Annotated in this window: 13 protein-coding genes; 7 read left to right on the forward strand and 6 right to left on the reverse strand. The window is 70.3% G+C overall.

Going from position 1 to position 17,246, the window contains the following annotated elements; genetic code table 11:
- Nucleotides 1–8: 8 nt before the first annotated feature.
- The 4 genes from CFB34_RS11920 to CFB34_RS11935 are packed head-to-tail and all read right to left on the reverse strand — an operon-like array spanning nucleotide 9 to nucleotide 8,549.
- Nucleotides 9–4,202, reverse strand: a complete 4,194-nt coding sequence (locus CFB34_RS11920) for a bifunctional nitrate reductase/sulfite reductase flavoprotein subunit alpha (RefSeq protein ID WP_089442311.1) — start codon at nucleotides 4,200–4,202, stop codon at nucleotides 9–11.
- 16 nt (nucleotides 4,203–4,218) lie between these two features.
- Entirely contained in the window at nucleotides 4,219–4,566 is a 348-nt protein-coding gene (gene nirD, locus CFB34_RS11925; protein WP_089432814.1) for a nitrite reductase small subunit NirD, read from the reverse strand.
- Nucleotides 4,567–4,604: 38 nt separating this feature from the next.
- Nucleotides 4,605–7,202 carry a nitrite reductase large subunit NirB gene (nirB, locus tag CFB34_RS11930; protein ID WP_089442310.1) on the reverse strand — a complete coding sequence of 866 codons (2,598 nt, stop codon included), beginning with the start codon at nucleotides 7,200–7,202 and terminating at the stop codon, nucleotides 4,605–4,607.
- A 21-nt stretch (nucleotides 7,203–7,223) separates the two neighbouring features.
- Entirely contained in the window at nucleotides 7,224–8,549 is a 1,326-nt protein-coding gene (locus tag CFB34_RS11935; RefSeq protein ID WP_089442309.1) for an MFS transporter, read from the reverse strand.
- 664 nt (nucleotides 8,550–9,213) lie between these two features.
- Between CFB34_RS11935 and cobA the strand changes: the two genes are divergently transcribed.
- The 7 genes from cobA (at nucleotide 9,214) to CFB34_RS11970 (ending at nucleotide 15,263) form a co-directional block, all read left to right on the forward strand.
- Entirely contained in the window at nucleotides 9,214–9,984 is a 771-nt protein-coding gene (gene cobA, locus CFB34_RS11940) for a uroporphyrinogen-III C-methyltransferase (RefSeq protein WP_089442308.1), read from the forward strand.
- Between the two features lie 156 nt (nucleotides 9,985–10,140).
- Nucleotides 10,141–10,737: an ANTAR domain-containing protein gene (locus tag CFB34_RS11945; RefSeq protein ID WP_089442307.1), complete on the forward strand. Its 597-nt coding sequence runs from the start codon at nucleotides 10,141–10,143 to the stop codon at nucleotides 10,735–10,737.
- 5 nt (nucleotides 10,738–10,742) lie between these two features.
- Complete coding sequence (locus CFB34_RS11950; protein ID WP_089442306.1) at nucleotides 10,743–11,795, forward strand: CmpA/NrtA family ABC transporter substrate-binding protein; 1,053 nt, start codon at nucleotides 10,743–10,745, stop codon at nucleotides 11,793–11,795.
- A gap of 121 nt (nucleotides 11,796–11,916) precedes the next feature.
- On the forward strand, nucleotides 11,917–12,516 hold the full coding sequence (locus CFB34_RS11955; RefSeq protein ID WP_089442305.1) for a uracil-DNA glycosylase family protein: 600 nt from the start codon (nucleotides 11,917–11,919) through the stop codon (nucleotides 12,514–12,516).
- Between the two features lie 61 nt (nucleotides 12,517–12,577).
- Nucleotides 12,578–13,378: a YkgJ family cysteine cluster protein gene (locus CFB34_RS11960; RefSeq protein ID WP_089442304.1), complete on the forward strand. Its 801-nt coding sequence runs from the start codon at nucleotides 12,578–12,580 to the stop codon at nucleotides 13,376–13,378.
- 119 nt (nucleotides 13,379–13,497) lie between these two features.
- Nucleotides 13,498–14,439: a helix-turn-helix transcriptional regulator gene (locus tag CFB34_RS11965; protein ID WP_089442303.1), complete on the forward strand. Its 942-nt coding sequence runs from the start codon at nucleotides 13,498–13,500 to the stop codon at nucleotides 14,437–14,439.
- Between the two features lie 125 nt (nucleotides 14,440–14,564).
- On the forward strand, nucleotides 14,565–15,263 hold the full coding sequence (locus tag CFB34_RS11970; RefSeq protein ID WP_089442302.1) for a fumarylacetoacetate hydrolase family protein: 699 nt from the start codon (nucleotides 14,565–14,567) through the stop codon (nucleotides 15,261–15,263).
- 70 nt (nucleotides 15,264–15,333) lie between these two features.
- Here the strand turns inward: CFB34_RS11970 and CFB34_RS11975 are convergent, their stop codons facing one another.
- Both CFB34_RS11975 and CFB34_RS11980 read right to left on the reverse strand, forming a co-directional pair.
- Nucleotides 15,334–15,873: a DUF4303 domain-containing protein gene (locus CFB34_RS11975; RefSeq protein WP_089442301.1), complete on the reverse strand. Its 540-nt coding sequence runs from the start codon at nucleotides 15,871–15,873 to the stop codon at nucleotides 15,334–15,336.
- 160 nt (nucleotides 15,874–16,033) lie between these two features.
- Nucleotides 16,034–17,245: an MFS transporter gene (locus tag CFB34_RS11980; protein WP_089442300.1), complete on the reverse strand. Its 1,212-nt coding sequence runs from the start codon at nucleotides 17,243–17,245 to the stop codon at nucleotides 16,034–16,036.
- Between the last annotated feature and the right edge of the window lies 1 nt (nucleotide 17,246).

The raw sequence follows: 17,246 nt of genomic DNA on the forward strand, positions 1-17,246 counted from the left end.
GCCGGCGTTCAGTACACGTCCCGCACGTAGCGCCGCGCCTTCGAAAGCCGAGCGACATAATCGTTCGCGGCTTCATCCGACATCCCGCCATGCTCGGCGACCACCGCCTTCAACGCCGTGTCGACATCCTTCGCCATCCGCGCGGCATCGCCGCACACGTAGAAGTGCGCGCCTTCCTCCAGCCACGCGAACAGCTCGCCGCCCTGCTCGCGCATCCGGTCCTGCACGTAGATCTTGTCGGCCTGGTCGCGCGAGAACGCGAGGTCGAGCCGCGTCAGGAAGCCGCTGTCGTGCATCGCGCCCAGTTCGTCGCCGTAGTAGAAGTCGGTCTGCGCGTGCTGCTCGCCGAAGAACAGCCAGTTGCGGCCGCGCGCGCCGCGTGCCTGCCGCTCGTGCAGGAAACCGCGGAACGGCGCGACGCCGGTGCCGGGGCCGACCATCACGATCGGCACGTCGCCGTTCACCGGCGGCCGGAAATGCGCGGACTTTTGCACGAATACCGGCACGCGGCCATCGTCCGCGCGGTCGGCGAGGAACGTCGACGCGACGCCTTTGCGCGCACGCCGGCCGTTGTGATAGCGCACGGCCGACACGGTCAGGTGGATCTCGCCCGGGTGCGCGCTCGGGCTCGACGCGATCGAATAGAGGCGCGGCTGCATGCGCTTGAGCATCCCGACCAGCTCCGTGCCAGACAGCTCGACCGGGAACTCGTGCAGCACGTCCGCAAGCTGCTGCCCCCACAGCCACTGCTTCAGGTCGCTCTTGCGGTCGTCGGCCAGTAGCGACTTCAGCGCGCCGTTCGCGCTGCGCGATGCGATGAACGCAAGCGTGTCCGGATGCGGGCGCGTGATGTCGAAGTGGCGCGCGAGCGCGTCGCCGAGGCGCACGTCGCCGACGCCCGCCACCGACACCGGCGCATCGGCCTTCAGCGCGGTGACCGACAGCAGCTCGTCGACCAGCTCGGGGCAGTTGGTCGGCCACACGCCGAGCGCGTCGCCGGCTTCGTATTCGAGGTTCGCGCCTTCGGTCGACAGCGACACGTAGCGCGTGTCCTTCGCCGCGCCCGGACGGTTCAGCCGCAGGTTCGCGACGAGCTTCGACGGCGCCGGATGCGCCTTGGTCGGCAGCAGCCCCGACGGGCTGATCCCGCCGCTCGGCACCGCGTGCAGCGCGGCATCGGCGTCCTTGATCCGCGCGACGACGCGTTCGAGCCACTGGTCGGCGTCGTGCTGAAATTCGACGTCGCAATCGACGCGTGCGCACAGTCGCGCCGCGCCGAGCTCCGCAAGCCGTGCGTCGAGCCGGCGGCCGTGGCCGCAGAACTGGTCGTAGTTGCGATCGCCGAACGCGAGCACCGCGAAGTGCACGCCGTCGAGGCGCGCGGCGCTGCCGGCCCGCAGCGCGTCCCAGAATTCGCTGCCGTTGTCGGGCGCATCGCCGTCTCCGAACGTGCTCGTCATCAGCAGCACGTATTGCGCGCCGGCCAGCGACGCCACCGGATAGTCGGACATGCACGCGGTGCGGATCTCGAAGCCCGCGTTCATCAGTTGCGTCGCGTAATCCTCCGTCAACGATTCGATGTTGCCGGTCTGCGATGCCCACAGCAGCACGACCTTCGGCCGCGTGCGCACGATCCGCACGCCGCCCGACGCAGCGGCATCGGCCGTCGGCGCAGGCGCCGCGGCACCCGGCACGCGCGCCGGCAGCGAGCGGCTGAACAGGCCGGCCAGCATGCCGTCGAGCCAGAGCCGCACCGGCGGCGTGAGCGGCGCGCCGGCCGGCAGCACGGGCACGCCGCCCTCGCGCCGGCCGGCGCTCGCCTTCAGCCCGCTGACGAGGCCGGCCACGTACAGCCGTTCGGTGTCCGTCAACGGCGGCGGCGCGAGGTCGGTCACGCCGAGCGCGGCCGCGAAAGTGTCGAGGTCTGCCATGTCGGATTCCTGTGAAGCAAGCGCCTGCGCCGTCGCCGGCACGGGCTGCGTGTCGTCGGCGCGTGCATCGGGTTGCGCGGTCGCTTCATCGGCGGACGCGAACGCATCGGTCTCGACGCGCCGCAGCGCGACCGCGCAGTATTTCAGTTCGGGTTGCTGCGATTCGGAATCGATCGCGTCGTTCGTCACCGCGTTGATGCACAGGTCGTCGCCGTACACGTCGTTCCAGTGCATCGGCGCAAAGCAGTTGCCGCGCCGCACGCGCTCGGTCACGACCGCCGGCAGCACCGCGCGGCCGCGCGCCGAGCGGATCTCGACGCTGTCCTTCGCGGCGATGCCGAGCGCGCTCGCATCGTCCGGGTGCAGCTCGACGAACGGGCGCGGGTTGAGCTTGTTCAGCATCGCGACCTTGCCCGTCTTCGTCATCGTGTGCCATTGATGCTGCAGCCGCCCGGTGTTCAGCACGATCGGGAACGTGTCGTCGGGCCGCTCGGCCGGCGCGACATGCGGCCGCGCGAAGAAGCGCGCCTTGCCCGACGGCGTCGGGAACGCGAGGCGCGGCGCGTCGGTCGCGTCACCGTCGCCCGCCGCGCGCAGCGTCTGGCTCACGCCGTCGTTCAGGTAGCGGATCGGGTGCCGCTCGCGCGCGGTGCCCGGCGCGACCGGCCACTGCACGGGCCCGTCGCGCAGCGCCGCATGGCTCGCGCCGCGCAGGTCGTAGCCGGTCGCCGGATTCGAGAAGCGCACGATCTCGTCGAACACGTCGGCCGCCGACGCATAGTCGAACGCATCGCCGAAGCCCATCGCACGCGCGACGTCCGCGACGATGCGCCAGTCGGGCAGCGCGTCGCCCGGCGGCGCGACCGCCGCGCGCATCAGCGTCATGTTGCGCTCGGAGTTGACCATCACGCCGTCGCCTTCCGCCCACAGCGCGCCGGGCAGCAGGATGTCCGCATAGCGGTTGGTCTCGGTGTCGAGGAAGGCGTCCTGCGCGATCACGAGCTCGGCGGCCTGCAGCCCGGCGATCACGTTCTGCCGGTTCGGCACCGTGGCGACCGGGTTCGTGCAGATGATCCAGCAGGCCTTGATGTCGCCGGCCGCCATCCGCGAGAACATGTCGACCGTGCCTTGCCCCGCCTCCTTGCGCAGCGTGCCGGCCGGCACGCGCCACAGGTTCTCGACGAAACGGCGATCGTCGTCGGACGCCACCGAGCGCTGGCCCGGCAGCCCGGGGCCCATGTAGCCCATCTCGCGCCCGCCCATCGCGTTCGGCTGGCCGGTCAGCGAGAACGGGCCGCTGCCTGGGCGGCAGATCTTGCCCGTCGCGAGATGCAGATTGCAGATCGCATTGGTGTTCCACACGCCGTGCGTGCTCTGGTTGAGCCCCATCGTCCAGCAGCTCATCCACTCCTGCGCGTCGCCGATCCACTGCGCGGCCGTGCGAAGGTCGGCTTCCGCGAGCCCGGTGATGTCGGCGACACGCGCGGGCGTGTAGTCGGCGAGGAACGCGGGCATCGCGTCCCAGCCTTCGGTGTACGCGTCGATGAATGCGGCATCGGTGCGGCCGTTCGCATGCAGCAGATGCAGCAGCCCGTTGGCCAGCGCGAGATCGGTGCCCGGCCGGATCTGCAGGAACAGGTCGGCCTTGTCGGCCGTGCCGGTGCGGCGCGGATCGACGACGATCAGCTTCGCGCCGGCCTTCACGCGATCCATCATCCGCAGGAACAGGATCGGATGGCAGTCGGCCATGTTCGCGCCGATCACGAAGAACAGGTTCGCGCGATCGAAATCCTGGTACGACCCGGGCGGGCCGTCCGCGCCGAGCGACTGCTTGTAGCCGGTGCCCGCGCTCGCCATGCACAGGCGCGAATTCGACTCGATGTTGCGGGTGCCGACGAAGCCCTTCGCGAGCTTGTTGACGAGGTATTGCGCCTCGATCGACATCTGCCCCGATACATAGAACGACAGCGCGTCGGGCCCGTGCGCATCGAGCACCGCGCGCAGGCGGCGCGCGGTATCGGCGATCGCGTCGCGGGCCGGCAGCGGCACCAGGTCCTCCTCGCGCGCCCGCCGCACGAACGCGCGGTCGAGCCGCCCCGAGCGGCGCAGCGCGACGTGCGCCGACGCGCCCTTCGTGCACAGCCGCCCGAAGTTGGTCGGATGGTCGGCGTCGCCGGACACCTTGACGACTTCGCCTTCCTCGACGTGCAGCACCATCCCGCAGCCGACGCCGCAGTACGGACACACGCTCTTGACGGGGGTGGCGGTCATGCGCGCTCCGGGGCGGTCAGGCTGCGATCCACACGAAACCGTCCTCGACCCGCGACGGATACGCGCTCACCGACTGCTCGGGCGCCTCGAGACATTCGCCGGTGCGCAGGTCGAAGTGCTGCTTGTACAGCGGCGACGCGACGACCACGCGCTCGCCGAGGCTACCGATCAGCCCGCGCGACATCACGGCCGCCTGCGACACCGGATCGACGTTGTCGATCGCGAACACGCCGCCGGCTTCGGCATGCGCGACGTGAAAAACCGCGACCTGCTCGCCGTTAACGAGCGCACACACGCCGGTGTTGGGCACGATGTCGTCGAGCGCGCACACGCGGGTCCAGGACAGCGGAAGACGATCGTTCATGATGGACTCCTTGGGAAAAACGCGGGTGTCGGTCAGGGTCAAACGGTAGCGGGTTCGGTGGCGGCTTGCGTTACGCCTTCAGCGACGACGGGAATCGACACCGGCTTGCCGCCCGCGCGTTCGCCGGGCGTCGCGGGCCGGATCTGTCCGCGCGTCTCGACGAATTCGATGGTCGTGTCGGGCGCGTCGCTGTTCACGAAGTGACGGAAGCGCTTGCGCGTGTCGGGATCGGTCACGGCCTTCTTCCATTCGCACTCGTAGGTGTCGACCACATGCTGCATGTCGGCTTCGAGTTCGGCGCCGAGCCCGAGCCGGTCGTGCACGACGACGTCGATCAGGTAGTCGAGGCCGCCTTCGAGGTTGTCGCGCCACACGCTGGTGCGTTGCAGCCGGTCGGCGGTGCGCACGTAGAACATCAGGAGGCGGTCGATGTAGCGGATCAGCGTCGGACGATCGAGATCGGACGCGAGCAGTTCCGCATGACGCGGCTTCATCCCGCCGTTGCCGCACACGTACAGGTTCCAGCCCTTCTCGGTCGCGATGATGCCGACGTCCTTGCCCTGGGCCTCCGCGCACTCGCGCGTGCAGCCGGACACGCCGAACTTGATCTTGTGCGGCGCGCGCAGCCCCTTGTAGCGGTTCTCCAGGTCGATCGCGAGGCCGACCGAATCGCCGACGCCGTAACGGCACCACGTCGACCCGACGCACGACTTCACGGTGCGCAGCGCCTTGCCGTACGCGTGGCCCGATTCGAAGCCGGCCGCGATCAGTTCTTCCCAGATCGACGGCAGTTGCTCGACGCGCGCGCCGAACAGGTCGACGCGCTGGCCGCCGGTGATCTTCGTGTACAGCCCATACTTTTGCGCGACCTGGCCGACCGCGATCAGCCCTTGCGGCGTGACCTCGCCGCCCGGCATGCGCGGCACGACCGAGTACGTGCCGTCGCGCTGGATGTTCGCGAGATAGTAGTCGTTCGAATCCTGCAGCCCCGCGTGCTCCTTCTTCAGCACGAATTCGTTGAAGCACGACGCGAGGATGCCCGCCACCGCCGGCTTGCACACGTCGCAGCCGAGGCCGTGGCCGTGCTTCGCGAGCAGTTCGTCGAAGGTCGTGATGCGCTCGACGCGGATCAGGTGGAACAGTTCCTGGCGCGAATGCGGGAAGTGCTCGCACAGATGGTTGTTGACCGCGAGGCCCTGCTTCTTCATCTCGGCCTTCATGATCTGCGTGACGAGCGGCACGCAGCCGCCGCACGACGTGCCGGCGCCGGTGCACGTCTTCAGCGCGCCGAGACTCGTCGCACCGTCGGCGACCGCCGTGCAGATCTGCGACTTCGACACGTTGTTGCACGAGCAGATCTGCGCGGCCGCGGGCAGCGCCTCGACGCCGATCGCCGGCTTCGCGACGCCGTCCGACGACGGCAGGATCAGGAATTTCGGCGACTCCGGCAGCTCGATGCGGTTCAGCATCATCTGCAGCAGCGTGCCGTACTCGGCCGCATCGCCGACCATCACCGCGCCGTGCAGGAACTTGCCGCAGTCGGACACCACGAGCTTCTTGTAGACCTGGCGGCGCTCGTCCGCGTACTGGTAGGTGCGGCTGCCGGCCGTCGTGCCGTGCGCGTCGCCGATGCTCGCGACGTCCACGCCCATCAGCTTCAGCTTCGTGCTCATGTCGGCGCCGGCGAAGGCGGCTTCCGCTGCACGGTTCGCATCGCCGCCGAGCTGCTTCGCGACCACGCGCGCCATGTCGTAGCCGGGGGCGACGAGGCCGTACACCATGCCGTTCCAGGCCGCGCATTCGCCGATCGCGTAGATATCGGCATCGCTCGTGCGGCACGCGTCGTCGATCGCGACGCCGCCGCGCGGGCCGATGTCCAGGCCACATGCGCGGGCCAGTTCGTCGCGGGCACGGATGCCGGCCGAGAACACGATCATGTCGGCGTCGAGGTGCGAGCCGTCGGCGAACGCCATCCGGTGCGTGCCTGCCTCGCCATCGACGATTTCCAGCGTGTTCTTGCCCGTATGCACGGTGACGCCGAGCGCCTCGATCTTCGCGCGCAGCATCCGGCCGCCACCGTCGTCGACCTGCACGGCCATCAGCCGCGGCGCGAATTCGACGACGTGCGTGTCGAGCCCCATGTCGCGCAGCGCCTTCGCGCATTCGAGGCCGAGCAGCCCGCCGCCGACCACGACACCGCGCTTCGCGTGCGTGCCGCACGCCTGCATCGCTTCGAGATCCTCGATCGTCCGGTACACGAAGCAGCCGTCGCGATCGTGCCCCGGCATCGGCGGCACGAACGGGCGCGAACCCGTCGCGAGCACCAGCTTGTCGTACGCGAGCGTTTCGCCGGACGCGAGCGTGACCGTATGCGCGGCGCGGTCGATCGACGCGACTTGCGCGTTCAGGCGCAGGTCGAACTGCGGATGACGTTCGAAGAAGCCGGGTTCGACGAGCGACAGGTCGTCCGCCGACTTGCCCGCGAAGAATTCCGACAGGTGCACGCGATCGTAAGCCGGGCGCGGTTCCTCGCCAAGCACCGTGACCTGCAGCGCGTCCGCGCCGCCCGCTTCCGCCGCGACGCATTCGAGGAACTTGTGGCCGACCATGCCGTGGCCGATGACGATGAGTTTCATGGTGACGTTTCCTTCGGTCGATCAGTTCGCGACGCCGCTGGCAGCCAGCGCGCGGTCGCGCAGCTCGGCTTCGCGCGCCTTGTGTTCCGCGCTGAAGCGCACGGCCATCGCGCACAGCGCGGTCGCGGTGACGGCCAGCCCGAGCAGGCTCAGCGTGTGCTGCACATCGCCGACACCCTTCAGCAGGAAGCTCGCGGCCACCGCGCCGACGTTGCCGCCCGCGCCGACGATCCCCGCCACGCCGCCGAGTGCCTTGCGGTCGATGAACGGCACCAGCGCGTAGGTCGCGCCGCAAGCCATGTGCGTGAAGAGGCCGAACGTGAGCATCGCGACGAGGGCGATGCCGACGCTTTGCGCATGCGAGAACCAGATCAGCCCGAGCCCTTCGCCGATGATCAGCGCGCACAGCAGCGTCGCGCGCACGTCGAGGCTGCGGCGCGCGGCGATCTTGTCGGACAGCCAGCCGCCGAGCGCACGGGCAAACAGCGCGAGCAGCCCGAACAGGCCGACCGCGAACCCAGCGTCCTTCAGCGACAGGCTGAAGTGATCGACGTAGTACAGCGCGGCGATGTTGTGGATGAACACCTCGACGCCGAAGCACGCGCCGTACGTGACGAACAGCATCCACACGCGATAGTTGCCGCAGGCCGCGAAGAAGCTCGCCCAGCCGCCCTTCTTGCCGCTGTCGACGGTCACGCCCGCCTGGCGCAGCGCGATGATGTCGCCTTGCGGGCAGTCCTGCGTGAAGCGCCAGTACGCCCAGGCCATCACGAGCATCGCGGCGCCCGGCACGACCAGCGCGATGCGCCACGACGAATCCTCGCCGAAGCCGAGCATCAGGCCGGCGGCGACGAGCAGCGGCATCAGCGCCTGCGTGGCGCCTGCGCCGGCGTTACCCCAGCCGGCCGTCGTCGCGTTCGCGGTGCCAACCACGTTCGGCGCGAACATCACCGACGTGTGGTACTGCGTGATCACGAAGCCCGCGCCGATCGCGCCGATGCCGAGCCGGCAGATCAGGAACGACAGGTAGTCGTGCGTGAACGACACCGCGAACACGGGGATCGCGCCGAGCAGCAGCAGGCCGACGTACACGCGGCGCGGGCCGAAGCGGTCGCACAGCGGGCCGACCAGCAGCCGCACGGCGATCGTCGCGGCCACCGCCGCGATGTTGATGTTGGCGACCTGCGCGGCCGTCAGGTGGAATTCGCGTGCGATCAGCGGCATCAGCGGCGCGCACGCGAACCACGCGAAGAAACACACGAAGAACGCCATCCACGTCAGGTGGAACGCGCGCATCGGCGCGGTGCGGAAGCTGAAGAGATCGATACGGGTAGCTTTGTCGGTCATGTCATCCGCCAAACGAAAAACGGCGTCCTGCGCACCCGGTCTCGTCGAGACCCAATGCGTAGGACGCCGTTGCCCATGAAGCCCGTTGCCGGGCGCGTCGGTAATCGGTACTGCCGGACGAACCGCCATTGATCCGCCCGACCCTCCCAACGCAAACGCCGTGCCATGTCGTCGCGAATCGGGCCCACAGCCGCGCCACGCAAGGCGCATCGGGCGTTGCACGATGCGCGGCTTCGTGCGACCCACGATGCGCCGTGAGGCAGCGAGGCACAGATGTGGTGCGCTGCAGCACTGTCGCCGTGCGACATCGCGGTGCGCGCCGACGGGGCACGATGCACGCCGATGCGGCATGGCGGCTGCTTTGGCGCGACGGCTGCATGGGCACGCGCGGCCATCGCGCGGCGCAACGCGCGCCGTTGCCGCCGCCGCGACGCGACGCGTCATGCCGGTTGGCCCGGATATTGCTGAATCCGCTGATAACACCGGCAACGGCGCCGGTGGGCAGTCCCCGCAAACCCTGCCCGTCATTCCGGCGGGCCGATCAGGACAACGGCGTCCCTCCGTGCGCGGCACGGCCGGATGCCGGTGCGTTTCGACCGCCCGCCGCCGCCGCGCAACACAACGCGCTATCGACCGCCGCCTGCCGGCGGCATTGGAACACGACATGACGACAGGCAAAGTCACGCTGCTGGGCGCCGGCCCCGGCGATCCCGATCTCCTCACGCTGAAGGCCGCGAAGGCGCTGGCCGCCGCCGACGTGCTGCTGCTCGACGACCTCGTCGCGCCCGGCATCGTCGAACTTGCGCCGCAGGCACGCGTGATCCGCGTCGGCAAGCGCGGCGGCTGCCGCTCCACGCCGCAGGCATTCATCGAGAAGCTGATGCGCCGCTACGCGCTGCGCGGCGCCCACGTGGTGCGCGTGAAAGGCGGCGATGCGCTGCTGTTCGGGCGTGCCGGCGAAGAACTCGCGACACTGCGCGCCGCCGCGATTCCGGTCGAGATCGTCAACGGCATCTCGTCGGGCTTCGCGGCCGCCGCGAGCCTCGGCATCTCGCTCACGCACCGCGCGCATTGCCACGGCGTCACCTTCGTCACCGCGCACCGTCAGGACCACGGCGAACCCGACTGGGCGCGTCTCGCGTCGACCGGCACCACGCTCGCGATCTACATGGGCATGAGCCGCGTCGACCGCATTGCCGCCGGCCTGCTCGCCGTGCTGCCGCCCGCGACGCCGGCCGCGGCCGTGCAATGGGCCGGCACGCCCGACGAACGCCGCTGGACCGGCACGCTCGGCGGTCTCGCGCGCGGCATCGACGCCGCGCGGCTCGGCAGCCCGGCAGTGATCCTCGTCGGCGGCGCGATCGGCGAAGCCGCCGTGCAGCACGTGCCGGACGCGGGCGCCGCGATCGAAACGGCCTTGTCCCGGGCCGCGTAGCATGCGCGACGCCATGCGGCACCAGCCGCCTACCTATCATGAAGACAGCGGCGCCGGCCGCCGGGCCATCGCGCGCGGCACCGACCCGAGGTCCGCACGGGACCGCTGCCCCCGATCCGCCCATCGCGCCACGATTTCGCCGCCGCCGTCCGCGTCATGAGTCCGTCTGCTTCTTCCCCCCGCCTGCGCGTGCTGCTCGTCACCGACACCGACAAGCCGATCGGCGAGCTCGGCGAGGCGCTCGCGCACCTCGGCTACGAGATGCTGAACGACGTCGCGACGCCCGCGCGCCTGCCGGCCGCCGTCGAGGAGCAGCATCCCGACGTCGTGATCATCGATACCGATTCCCCGTCGCGCGACACGCTCGAGCAGCTTGCCGTGATGCACGCCACCGCGCCGCGCCCCGTGCTGATGTTCAGCCACGACGCCAACCAGTCGCTGATCCGCGCGGCGGTCGGCGCGGGCGTCAGCGCGTATCTCGTCGAAGGGCTGTCGGCCGAGCGCCTCGCGCCGATTCTCGAAGTCGCGCTCGCCCGCTTCTCGCACGACGACGCGCTGCGCCGCCGGCTGGCCGACGTCGAGCGCGAGCTCGCGGAGCGCAAGCTGATCGACCGCGCGAAGCGCCTGCTGATGGACGAGCGCAAGGTATCCGAACACGACGCCTACGCGGCGCTGCGCAAGCGCGCGATGGATCAGGGCCTGCGCATCGTCGACGTCGCGCGGCAACTGCTCGACGCGTCACCCCAGTCATGAATGCCATGGATACCTCCTCTCCCGCCGCGCCGGAACGCGCACATCTTCGCCTCGGGTTCGTCGCGCTGAGCGACGCGGCCCCGCTGATCGTCGCGCAGCGCCTGAACCTCGGCGAACGGCACGGCCTCACGCTCGAACTCAGCCGCCAGCCGTCGTGGGCCACCGTGCGCGACAAGCTGCTGAGCGGCGAGCTCGACGCCGCGCATGCGCTGTACGGGCTCGTCTGCGGATTGCAGCTCGGCATCGGCGGCCCGCAGGCCGACGTGGCCGCGCTGATGGTGCTGAACCGCAACGGCCAGGCGATCTCGTTGTCGCGCGGCCTCGCCGACGCATATCGCGCCGGCGGCAGCGTGCGCGACGCGTTCGCGACGCTCGGCCGTAAGCCGCTCCTCGCGCAGACGTTCCCGACCGGCACGCACGCGATGTGGCTGAACCACTGGCTCGCGTCGCACGACGTCGATCCGCTGCGCGACGTGCGCAGCGTCGTGATCCCGCCGCCGGAGATGGTGGCCGCGCTCGCCGGCGGCGAACTCGACGGCTTCTGCGCCGGCGAGCCGTGGCATGCGGTGGCCGAGGCCTGCGGCGCGGGGCGGACCGTTGCCGTCACGAGCGAGATCTGGCCCGATCATCCGGAGAAGGTGCTCGCGGCCCGGCGCGATTTCGTCGCGCTGTATCCGGCCACGGCCCGCGCGCTGATCCGCACCCTCGCCGATGCGTGCGCCTGGCTCGACAACGCCGCGCACCGTCGCGAAGCGGCCGACTGGCTCGCGTCGCCCGATGCGCTGGGCGTGCCGGCCCGGCTGATCGCGCCGCGCCTGCTCGGTGACTACGGCTCCGGCCCGTTCGCCGTGCCGCCGCTGCCGATCCGCTTCCACGACGGCGGCGCCGTGAACCGCCCCGATCCGCGCGAAGGCGAGTGGTTCCTGTCCCAATACCGGCGCTGGGGCATGCTCGACGGGGCGCACGACGACGCGGCGATCGCCCGGGCGATCGCACAAACCGCGTTGTATGATGCTGCCGTCGCCGAAAGCGGCGCACCGGGCCTGTCGCCGGCGTGATGCGCACCGCGTGATGCAGGCGGCGCGCGCTCCCGCGCCTCGCCTGTCCGGGCCGCCTGCCGGCGTCCGGCACGCGGCCCCGGGTGACGCCGCATGACCCCTCCGTCCCCGATCCGATTCGATGCCGAAACCCACGCGCGCGCCGCTCGACGTGCTGCTCACCGAAATCCGCGCGTGCCGTGCCTGCGAAGCCGACCTGCCGCTCGGCCCGCGCCCCGTCGTGCGGGCCCATCGCGACGCGCGCATCCTGATCGTCGGGCAGGCGCCGGGGGCACGCGTCCATGCAAGCGGCATCCCGTGGGACGACGCGAGCGGCCAGCGGCTGCGCGGCTGGCTCGACGTCGATGCCGACACGTTCTACGACGAGACGCGCTTCGCGATCGTGCCGATGGGCTTCTGCTACCCGGGCCGCGGCGCAAGCGGCGACAACCCGCCGCGCCCCGAATGCGCGCCGCTGTGGATCGACCGGTTGCTCGCCGAATTGCCGTCGATCCGCCTCACGCTGCTGATCGGCCAGTACGCGCAGCGGCATTTCCTGCGCGAGTCGCGCAAGGCCACGCTGACCGACACCGTGCACGCCTGGCGCGACTATGGCCCCGGCGTGTTGCCGCTGCCGCATCCGTCGCCGCGCAATCAGGCGTGGTTCAAGCACCATCCGTGGTTCGACACCGACGTTGTGCCCGAGCTGCGGCGCCGGGTCGCGCCGCTGGTCACCCGATGAACGCGCACCGCTGCCCTGTCGCGACGCTTCGCGGCCCCCTGTTATCCGTATCGAATCAAGCATGAACGACACCCCCACCGATATCGACTTTGCCTGCAACGGCTGCGGCGGATGCTGCCGCGACCTGCGCATTCCGCTGACGATCGACGAGGCCATTGCGTGGCTGCAGCGCGGCGGCCACGTGGAGCTGCTGTGCGATGCGATGCCGTGGCTCGTCGAGCCCGAGCCCGACAACGGGTTCGCCGCGTACAAGCGCGTGCGCTCGAGCGCCGCGCTCAGCGGCTCGCTGCCCGTGCGCATCACGGTCATGCTCACCGCGACCCATGCAGGGCCGTGCCCGAACCTCGGCGATGACATGCGGTGCGCGATCTACGACGCGCGCCCGCTCGTGTGCCGGATCTATCCGGCCGAAGTGAATCCGTTCGTGCCGCTGGTGCCGGACGGCAAGCAATGCACGCCCGACGCGTGGCAGCAGGCGCCGTTCGTCCGCGGCGGCACGATCGTCGATGCGGCCACCCGCGAGAACATCGCGCGCTCGCGTGCGGCGAGCGAAGCCGAGACGCCGCTGCGGGCGCGGTTGTGTGCTGCATTGGGGATCGATACGGCGGCGGTGGCCAACGAAGGGTTCGCGGTCCATGCGCCGCCGGCTGCCGCGCTGCTCGCCGCGCTGACGGCTTTGACGGCGCAGCGCGCGTCGGAGCCGGCCCCGGCCCCGGCCGGCGCCGACGACGCCATCGCCTGGACGCTGGTGTCGAACCGTACGTCGACACTGGATGCGCTCGTGTCGGTCGGCGCGGCAAGCCAGCGTGCCGGTAGCGCCAACCCGCACGCCCGTTATCTCGGCTTCCATCCGGACGAGTGATCGCCGCGCGGCACGCCGCGAGCGACACCGGGCGAAGCCATGCGGCGACACAGATCGCCGTCCCGCCCGGTTCGCTGTACCATCGCGGCTCAACCGCGTCACGAACAGCAGAATCCTTCATGCCCTCCACCGCCCCGCCGCGCCTGTACGGGATGCCCGAACGCAGCGACCGGCTCGACTTCTACATCCGCGACCAGGCGTCGCGCCAGGCGATCACCGAGCCGCACCGGCACGCGTATTTCCAGATCCAGTTCAATCTCGGCGGCGACACCGAGCAGCGGATCGGCGGCGTCACGCGGCCGTTTCCGCGCGGCGCGCTCGCGTTCGTGCTGCCGCACCGCGAGCACCTGATCCCGCACCCGGAAGGCGCGCACTTCATCGTCATCAACTTCAGCCAGGCATTCCTGCGCGCCGATCTCGACGTCGACCCGCTCGATCTCGAGGACGTGCCCGCGCACCGCTTTCCCGAGCTGACGCCGTTCCGCTTCCAGGAACACCTCGACTTCATCCTGACCGGCGACACCTACGAAGAAGCGCGCCGCCTCGCGCTGTGCATGCTCGACACCGATCGCGTGCGCACGTTCGGCTCGACCACGCTGCTGCGCGGCTACCTGCTGCAGCTGATCGGGCTCGTCTGCACGCAGTACGCGGGTGCGCTCGACAAGCTCGCGCAGCGCGGCGCCCAGCGCGCGGGCCGGCGCGACGCGCTCGCGCGCGTGCTGCGCCACGTGCGCGCCAACCTGACCCGCGAGGACCTGACGCTCGCCGCGACCGCCGAGGCCGCGTTCCTCTCGCCCAACTACCTCGCGCACCTGGTCCGCAAGGAAACCGGCAGCACCTTCACCGATCTCGTGACCGAACGCCGGATCGCGCTCGCGCAGTCGCTGCTGGCCCATACCAGCCGGCGCATCGCGGATATCGCACGCTCGGTCGGCTTCCGCGACGAAGGGTATTTCGCGCGGCGCTTCCGCGCGCGGGTCGGCGTGTCGCCGAAGGCGTACCGCGACGCGAACGCCGCGCTGCCGGACGGCGACGACGCACCGGCGGCGGCCGACGCGTAGTTTTGTCCCGGTAAAACGCAATTGCGTCGCATCCGGCCACTCGGCTGTCGGGTATCGTTGCACGCATGCCGGCCCGTGCACCGCACAGGCGCGGCGTCCGTCTTATCACCGAACGAGGCCATCCGATGTCCGCTTATGTCATCGACGCTGCCGAGCGTCCTTCCGTCGAAGTCGACCAGTCGTCCGCGCGCTTTCCGGTGCGCCGCGTCTTCTGCGTCGGCCGCAACTATGCCGACCACGCGCGCGAAATGGGCGCCGATCCCGACCGCGAACCGCCGTTCTTCTTCACGAAGCCGGCCGACGCGATCGTCCCGGCCAGCGGCACCGTCGCCTATCCGCCGCTGACGAACGACCTTCATCACGAAATCGAGCTGGTCGTCGCGATCGGCAAGGACGGCCGGTCGATCGACCCGGCCGACGCGCTGTCGCACGTGTGGGGCTACGGCGTCGGCGTCGACCTCACGCGCCGCGACCTGCAGGCCGAAGCGAAGAAGCTGAGCCGTCCGTGGGACTGGGCGAAGGGCTTCGACGCATCGGGCCCCGTAACCGCGCTGCGCCCGGCAACGGCCACCGGCCACCCGGCGACGGGCCGCATCTGGCTCGCGGTCAACGGCGAAACACGCCAGCAAGGCGACCTGGCCGACATGATCTGGGCCGTGCCCGACGTCATCGCGTATGTATCGCGCTCGGTCGAGCTGAAGGCAGGCGATTTGATCTTCACCGGCACGCCGGCGGGTGTCGGCGCGCTGCAGCCTGGCGATCGCGTCACGGGTGGCGTCGACGGCGTCGCGACGTTCGAATTCGTCGTGGGCGCGAAGCCGTAAGCCGTCACGCAACACGCAGCACGCATGGCGGTCGCCCGTCCGGGGCCGCCGTGCGATATCCCGATTTCGGTCAGCCGTAGCGGCGCAGGAATGCGTCGGCGACGGCCGGCGGATTCAGCGCCTTCGCCGATTCGTTTTCCAGCGCCTCGGCCGCATCGTCGTCGCTGATCGACACGAACAGCGTGATCGCCGCCCTTTCGTCGCCCGTGCCGAACAGGCCTTCGCGGTCGAGCAGGCGCAACGCCGCGATCATGTCGGCGTGCAGTTGCCGCACATGCTCCTGGAATCTCGAGCGGACGAACTGCGGGCTCAGCACGTCATCGGCGAGCTTGCCGCAGATCGCATTGAACGGCGACGCTTCCGCCGCCGCGTACGCCCATTCGGAAAAACCCCACGCATACCACGGGTCGTCGTCCGGGACGGCCTGTTGCTCGCGGATCCTGCGCAGCCCTTCGACCGAATTGGCCGCCGGCACCACCGTCATCGCACCACTGTCGGTATACAGCGCGAACGCATAGAAATGCTCGTCCGGATGTTGCGCCCGCAACGCCCTGAATGTCGCTCTCGCGGCGTCGGCAATGTCTCGCTGGAAATCAGAAAAGTCGCTCATCGCATCCTCGTCCAGTCGCCCTGCTCGCGTCGGCGCATGCCCGGCGCGCGGCGGGTTCGTCGTCTCCCGATAATCGGTCGATTGTCCGCCAATCGCCCACGGCACGGTAGCCGTGCCCACCCCATGCCCGGCTCCGCGCGGTGCTGCCGCGCGTTTCCGTTCACCGCCCGGCGTCGCGCGCATCGAACACCCGCACGCAGACGGCCGCCACCAGTGCGATCGCCGCCGACAGGAGCATCATCGCGAGCGGCGCATAGCCCGCGTTGCCGGCCGTCAGCACCGCCCCCGTCAGAGACGAAAGCGCGGCCCCGCCAGCGATCGTCATCGCACCGGCCAGCCCTGACGCGCTGCCCGCCAGCGCCGGGCGCACCGACACCGCGCCGGCATGCGCGCCGGGATTGGTCAGCCCGTTGCCGATGCCGACCAGCACGCACGGCCCGAACCACGCGATCGCCTGCGTCACGCCGCCGAACCTCAGCGCGAGCCCGATCAACGGCCCCGCGCACGCGACCACCCGTCCGAACAGGATCGTCGTGGCCAGCGCGTAGCGGCGTGCGTATCGCGCGGCCACGAAGCTGCCGAACACGAAACCGGCCGTGATGGTCCCCATGTAGAAGCCGATCTCCGCCGGCGCGATGCCGAACACCGTTTGCGCGGCGAGCGGCGCGCCGGCCAGGAACGCGTAGAACGCGCCGGTCGAAAACGCCATGCAGAGCGCGTAGGCCCAGAAACGGCGCGCACGCAGCAGCGCCGGATATGCGCGAAGCTGTTGCCCGAGGCTCGACGACCGGTTCGCATGGGTTTCGACGAGATCGAACGCACACCAGACGAACAGCGCGATGCTCACCGCGCCGAGCAGCCAGAAGCTCGCGCGCCAGCCCAACGCCTGGTCGAGCACGCCGCCGAGCGTCGGGCCGAGCATCGGCGCGAACGCGGCCGCCATCGCCGCATAGCCGATCCGGCTCGCCGCGCTCACACCGCCGCCGGTGTCCCGGATCGTCGCCATCGACACGGGATAGACCGACGTGATCGCCGCCTGCATCAGCCGGCATGCGAGAAACACGCGAATGTCGGTCGCCATCGCACAGCCGAGCGAACCGAGCGCGAATACACCGACGCTCGCCAGCACGACCGGCCGCCGCCCGAACCGGTCCGACAGCGGGCCCATCACGAACTCCAGCGACGCTGCCACCGCCGCGTAACCGCCGAGCGACAGCGCGACGAGCGCATAGTCGGCGCGCAGGTCGCGCGCGATGGCCGGCAGCGACGGCAGGAACAGGCTCAGCGGCAGTACCGAGCACGCGCATAGCAGGATCAGCGTCGCGAGTCTCGGTGACGCCCGTTCGGAAGCGATCGGCAGGTTCGATTGCAAG

The organism is Burkholderia sp. HI4860 (assembly GCF_002223045.2).
GTDB lineage: Bacteria > Pseudomonadota > Gammaproteobacteria > Burkholderiales > Burkholderiaceae > Burkholderia.

Excerpts from the sequence above, each read along its gene's own strand:
- CFB34_RS11945 (WP_089442307.1), top strand. The coding sequence starts at position 10,141 with ATGAGTCCGTCTGCTTCTTCCCCCCGCCTGCGCGTGCTGCTCGTCACC.
- CFB34_RS11955 (WP_089442305.1), top strand. The coding sequence starts at position 11,917 with ATGCCGAAACCCACGCGCGCGCCGCTCGACGTGCTGCTCACCGAAATC.
- CFB34_RS11970 (WP_089442302.1), top strand. The coding sequence starts at position 14,565 with ATGTCCGCTTATGTCATCGACGCTGCCGAGCGTCCTTCCGTCGAAGTC.
- CFB34_RS11935 (WP_089442309.1), bottom strand. The coding sequence starts at position 8,549 with ATGACCGACAAAGCTACCCGTATCGATCTCTTCAGCTTCCGCACCGCG.
- nirB (WP_089442310.1), bottom strand. The coding sequence starts at position 7,202 with ATGAAACTCATCGTCATCGGCCACGGCATGGTCGGCCACAAGTTCCTC.
- CFB34_RS11920 (WP_089442311.1), bottom strand. The coding sequence starts at position 4,202 with ATGACCGCCACCCCCGTCAAGAGCGTGTGTCCGTACTGCGGCGTCGGC.
- cobA (WP_089442308.1), top strand. The coding sequence starts at position 9,214 with ATGACGACAGGCAAAGTCACGCTGCTGGGCGCCGGCCCCGGCGATCCC.
- CFB34_RS11965 (WP_089442303.1), top strand. The coding sequence starts at position 13,498 with ATGCCCTCCACCGCCCCGCCGCGCCTGTACGGGATGCCCGAACGCAGC.
- CFB34_RS11950 (WP_089442306.1), top strand. The coding sequence starts at position 10,743 with ATGGATACCTCCTCTCCCGCCGCGCCGGAACGCGCACATCTTCGCCTC.
- CFB34_RS11975 (WP_089442301.1), bottom strand. The coding sequence starts at position 15,873 with ATGAGCGACTTTTCTGATTTCCAGCGAGACATTGCCGACGCCGCGAGA.
- CFB34_RS11960 (WP_089442304.1), top strand. The coding sequence starts at position 12,578 with ATGAACGACACCCCCACCGATATCGACTTTGCCTGCAACGGCTGCGGC.
- nirD (WP_089432814.1), bottom strand. The coding sequence starts at position 4,566 with ATGAACGATCGTCTTCCGCTGTCCTGGACCCGCGTGTGCGCGCTCGAC.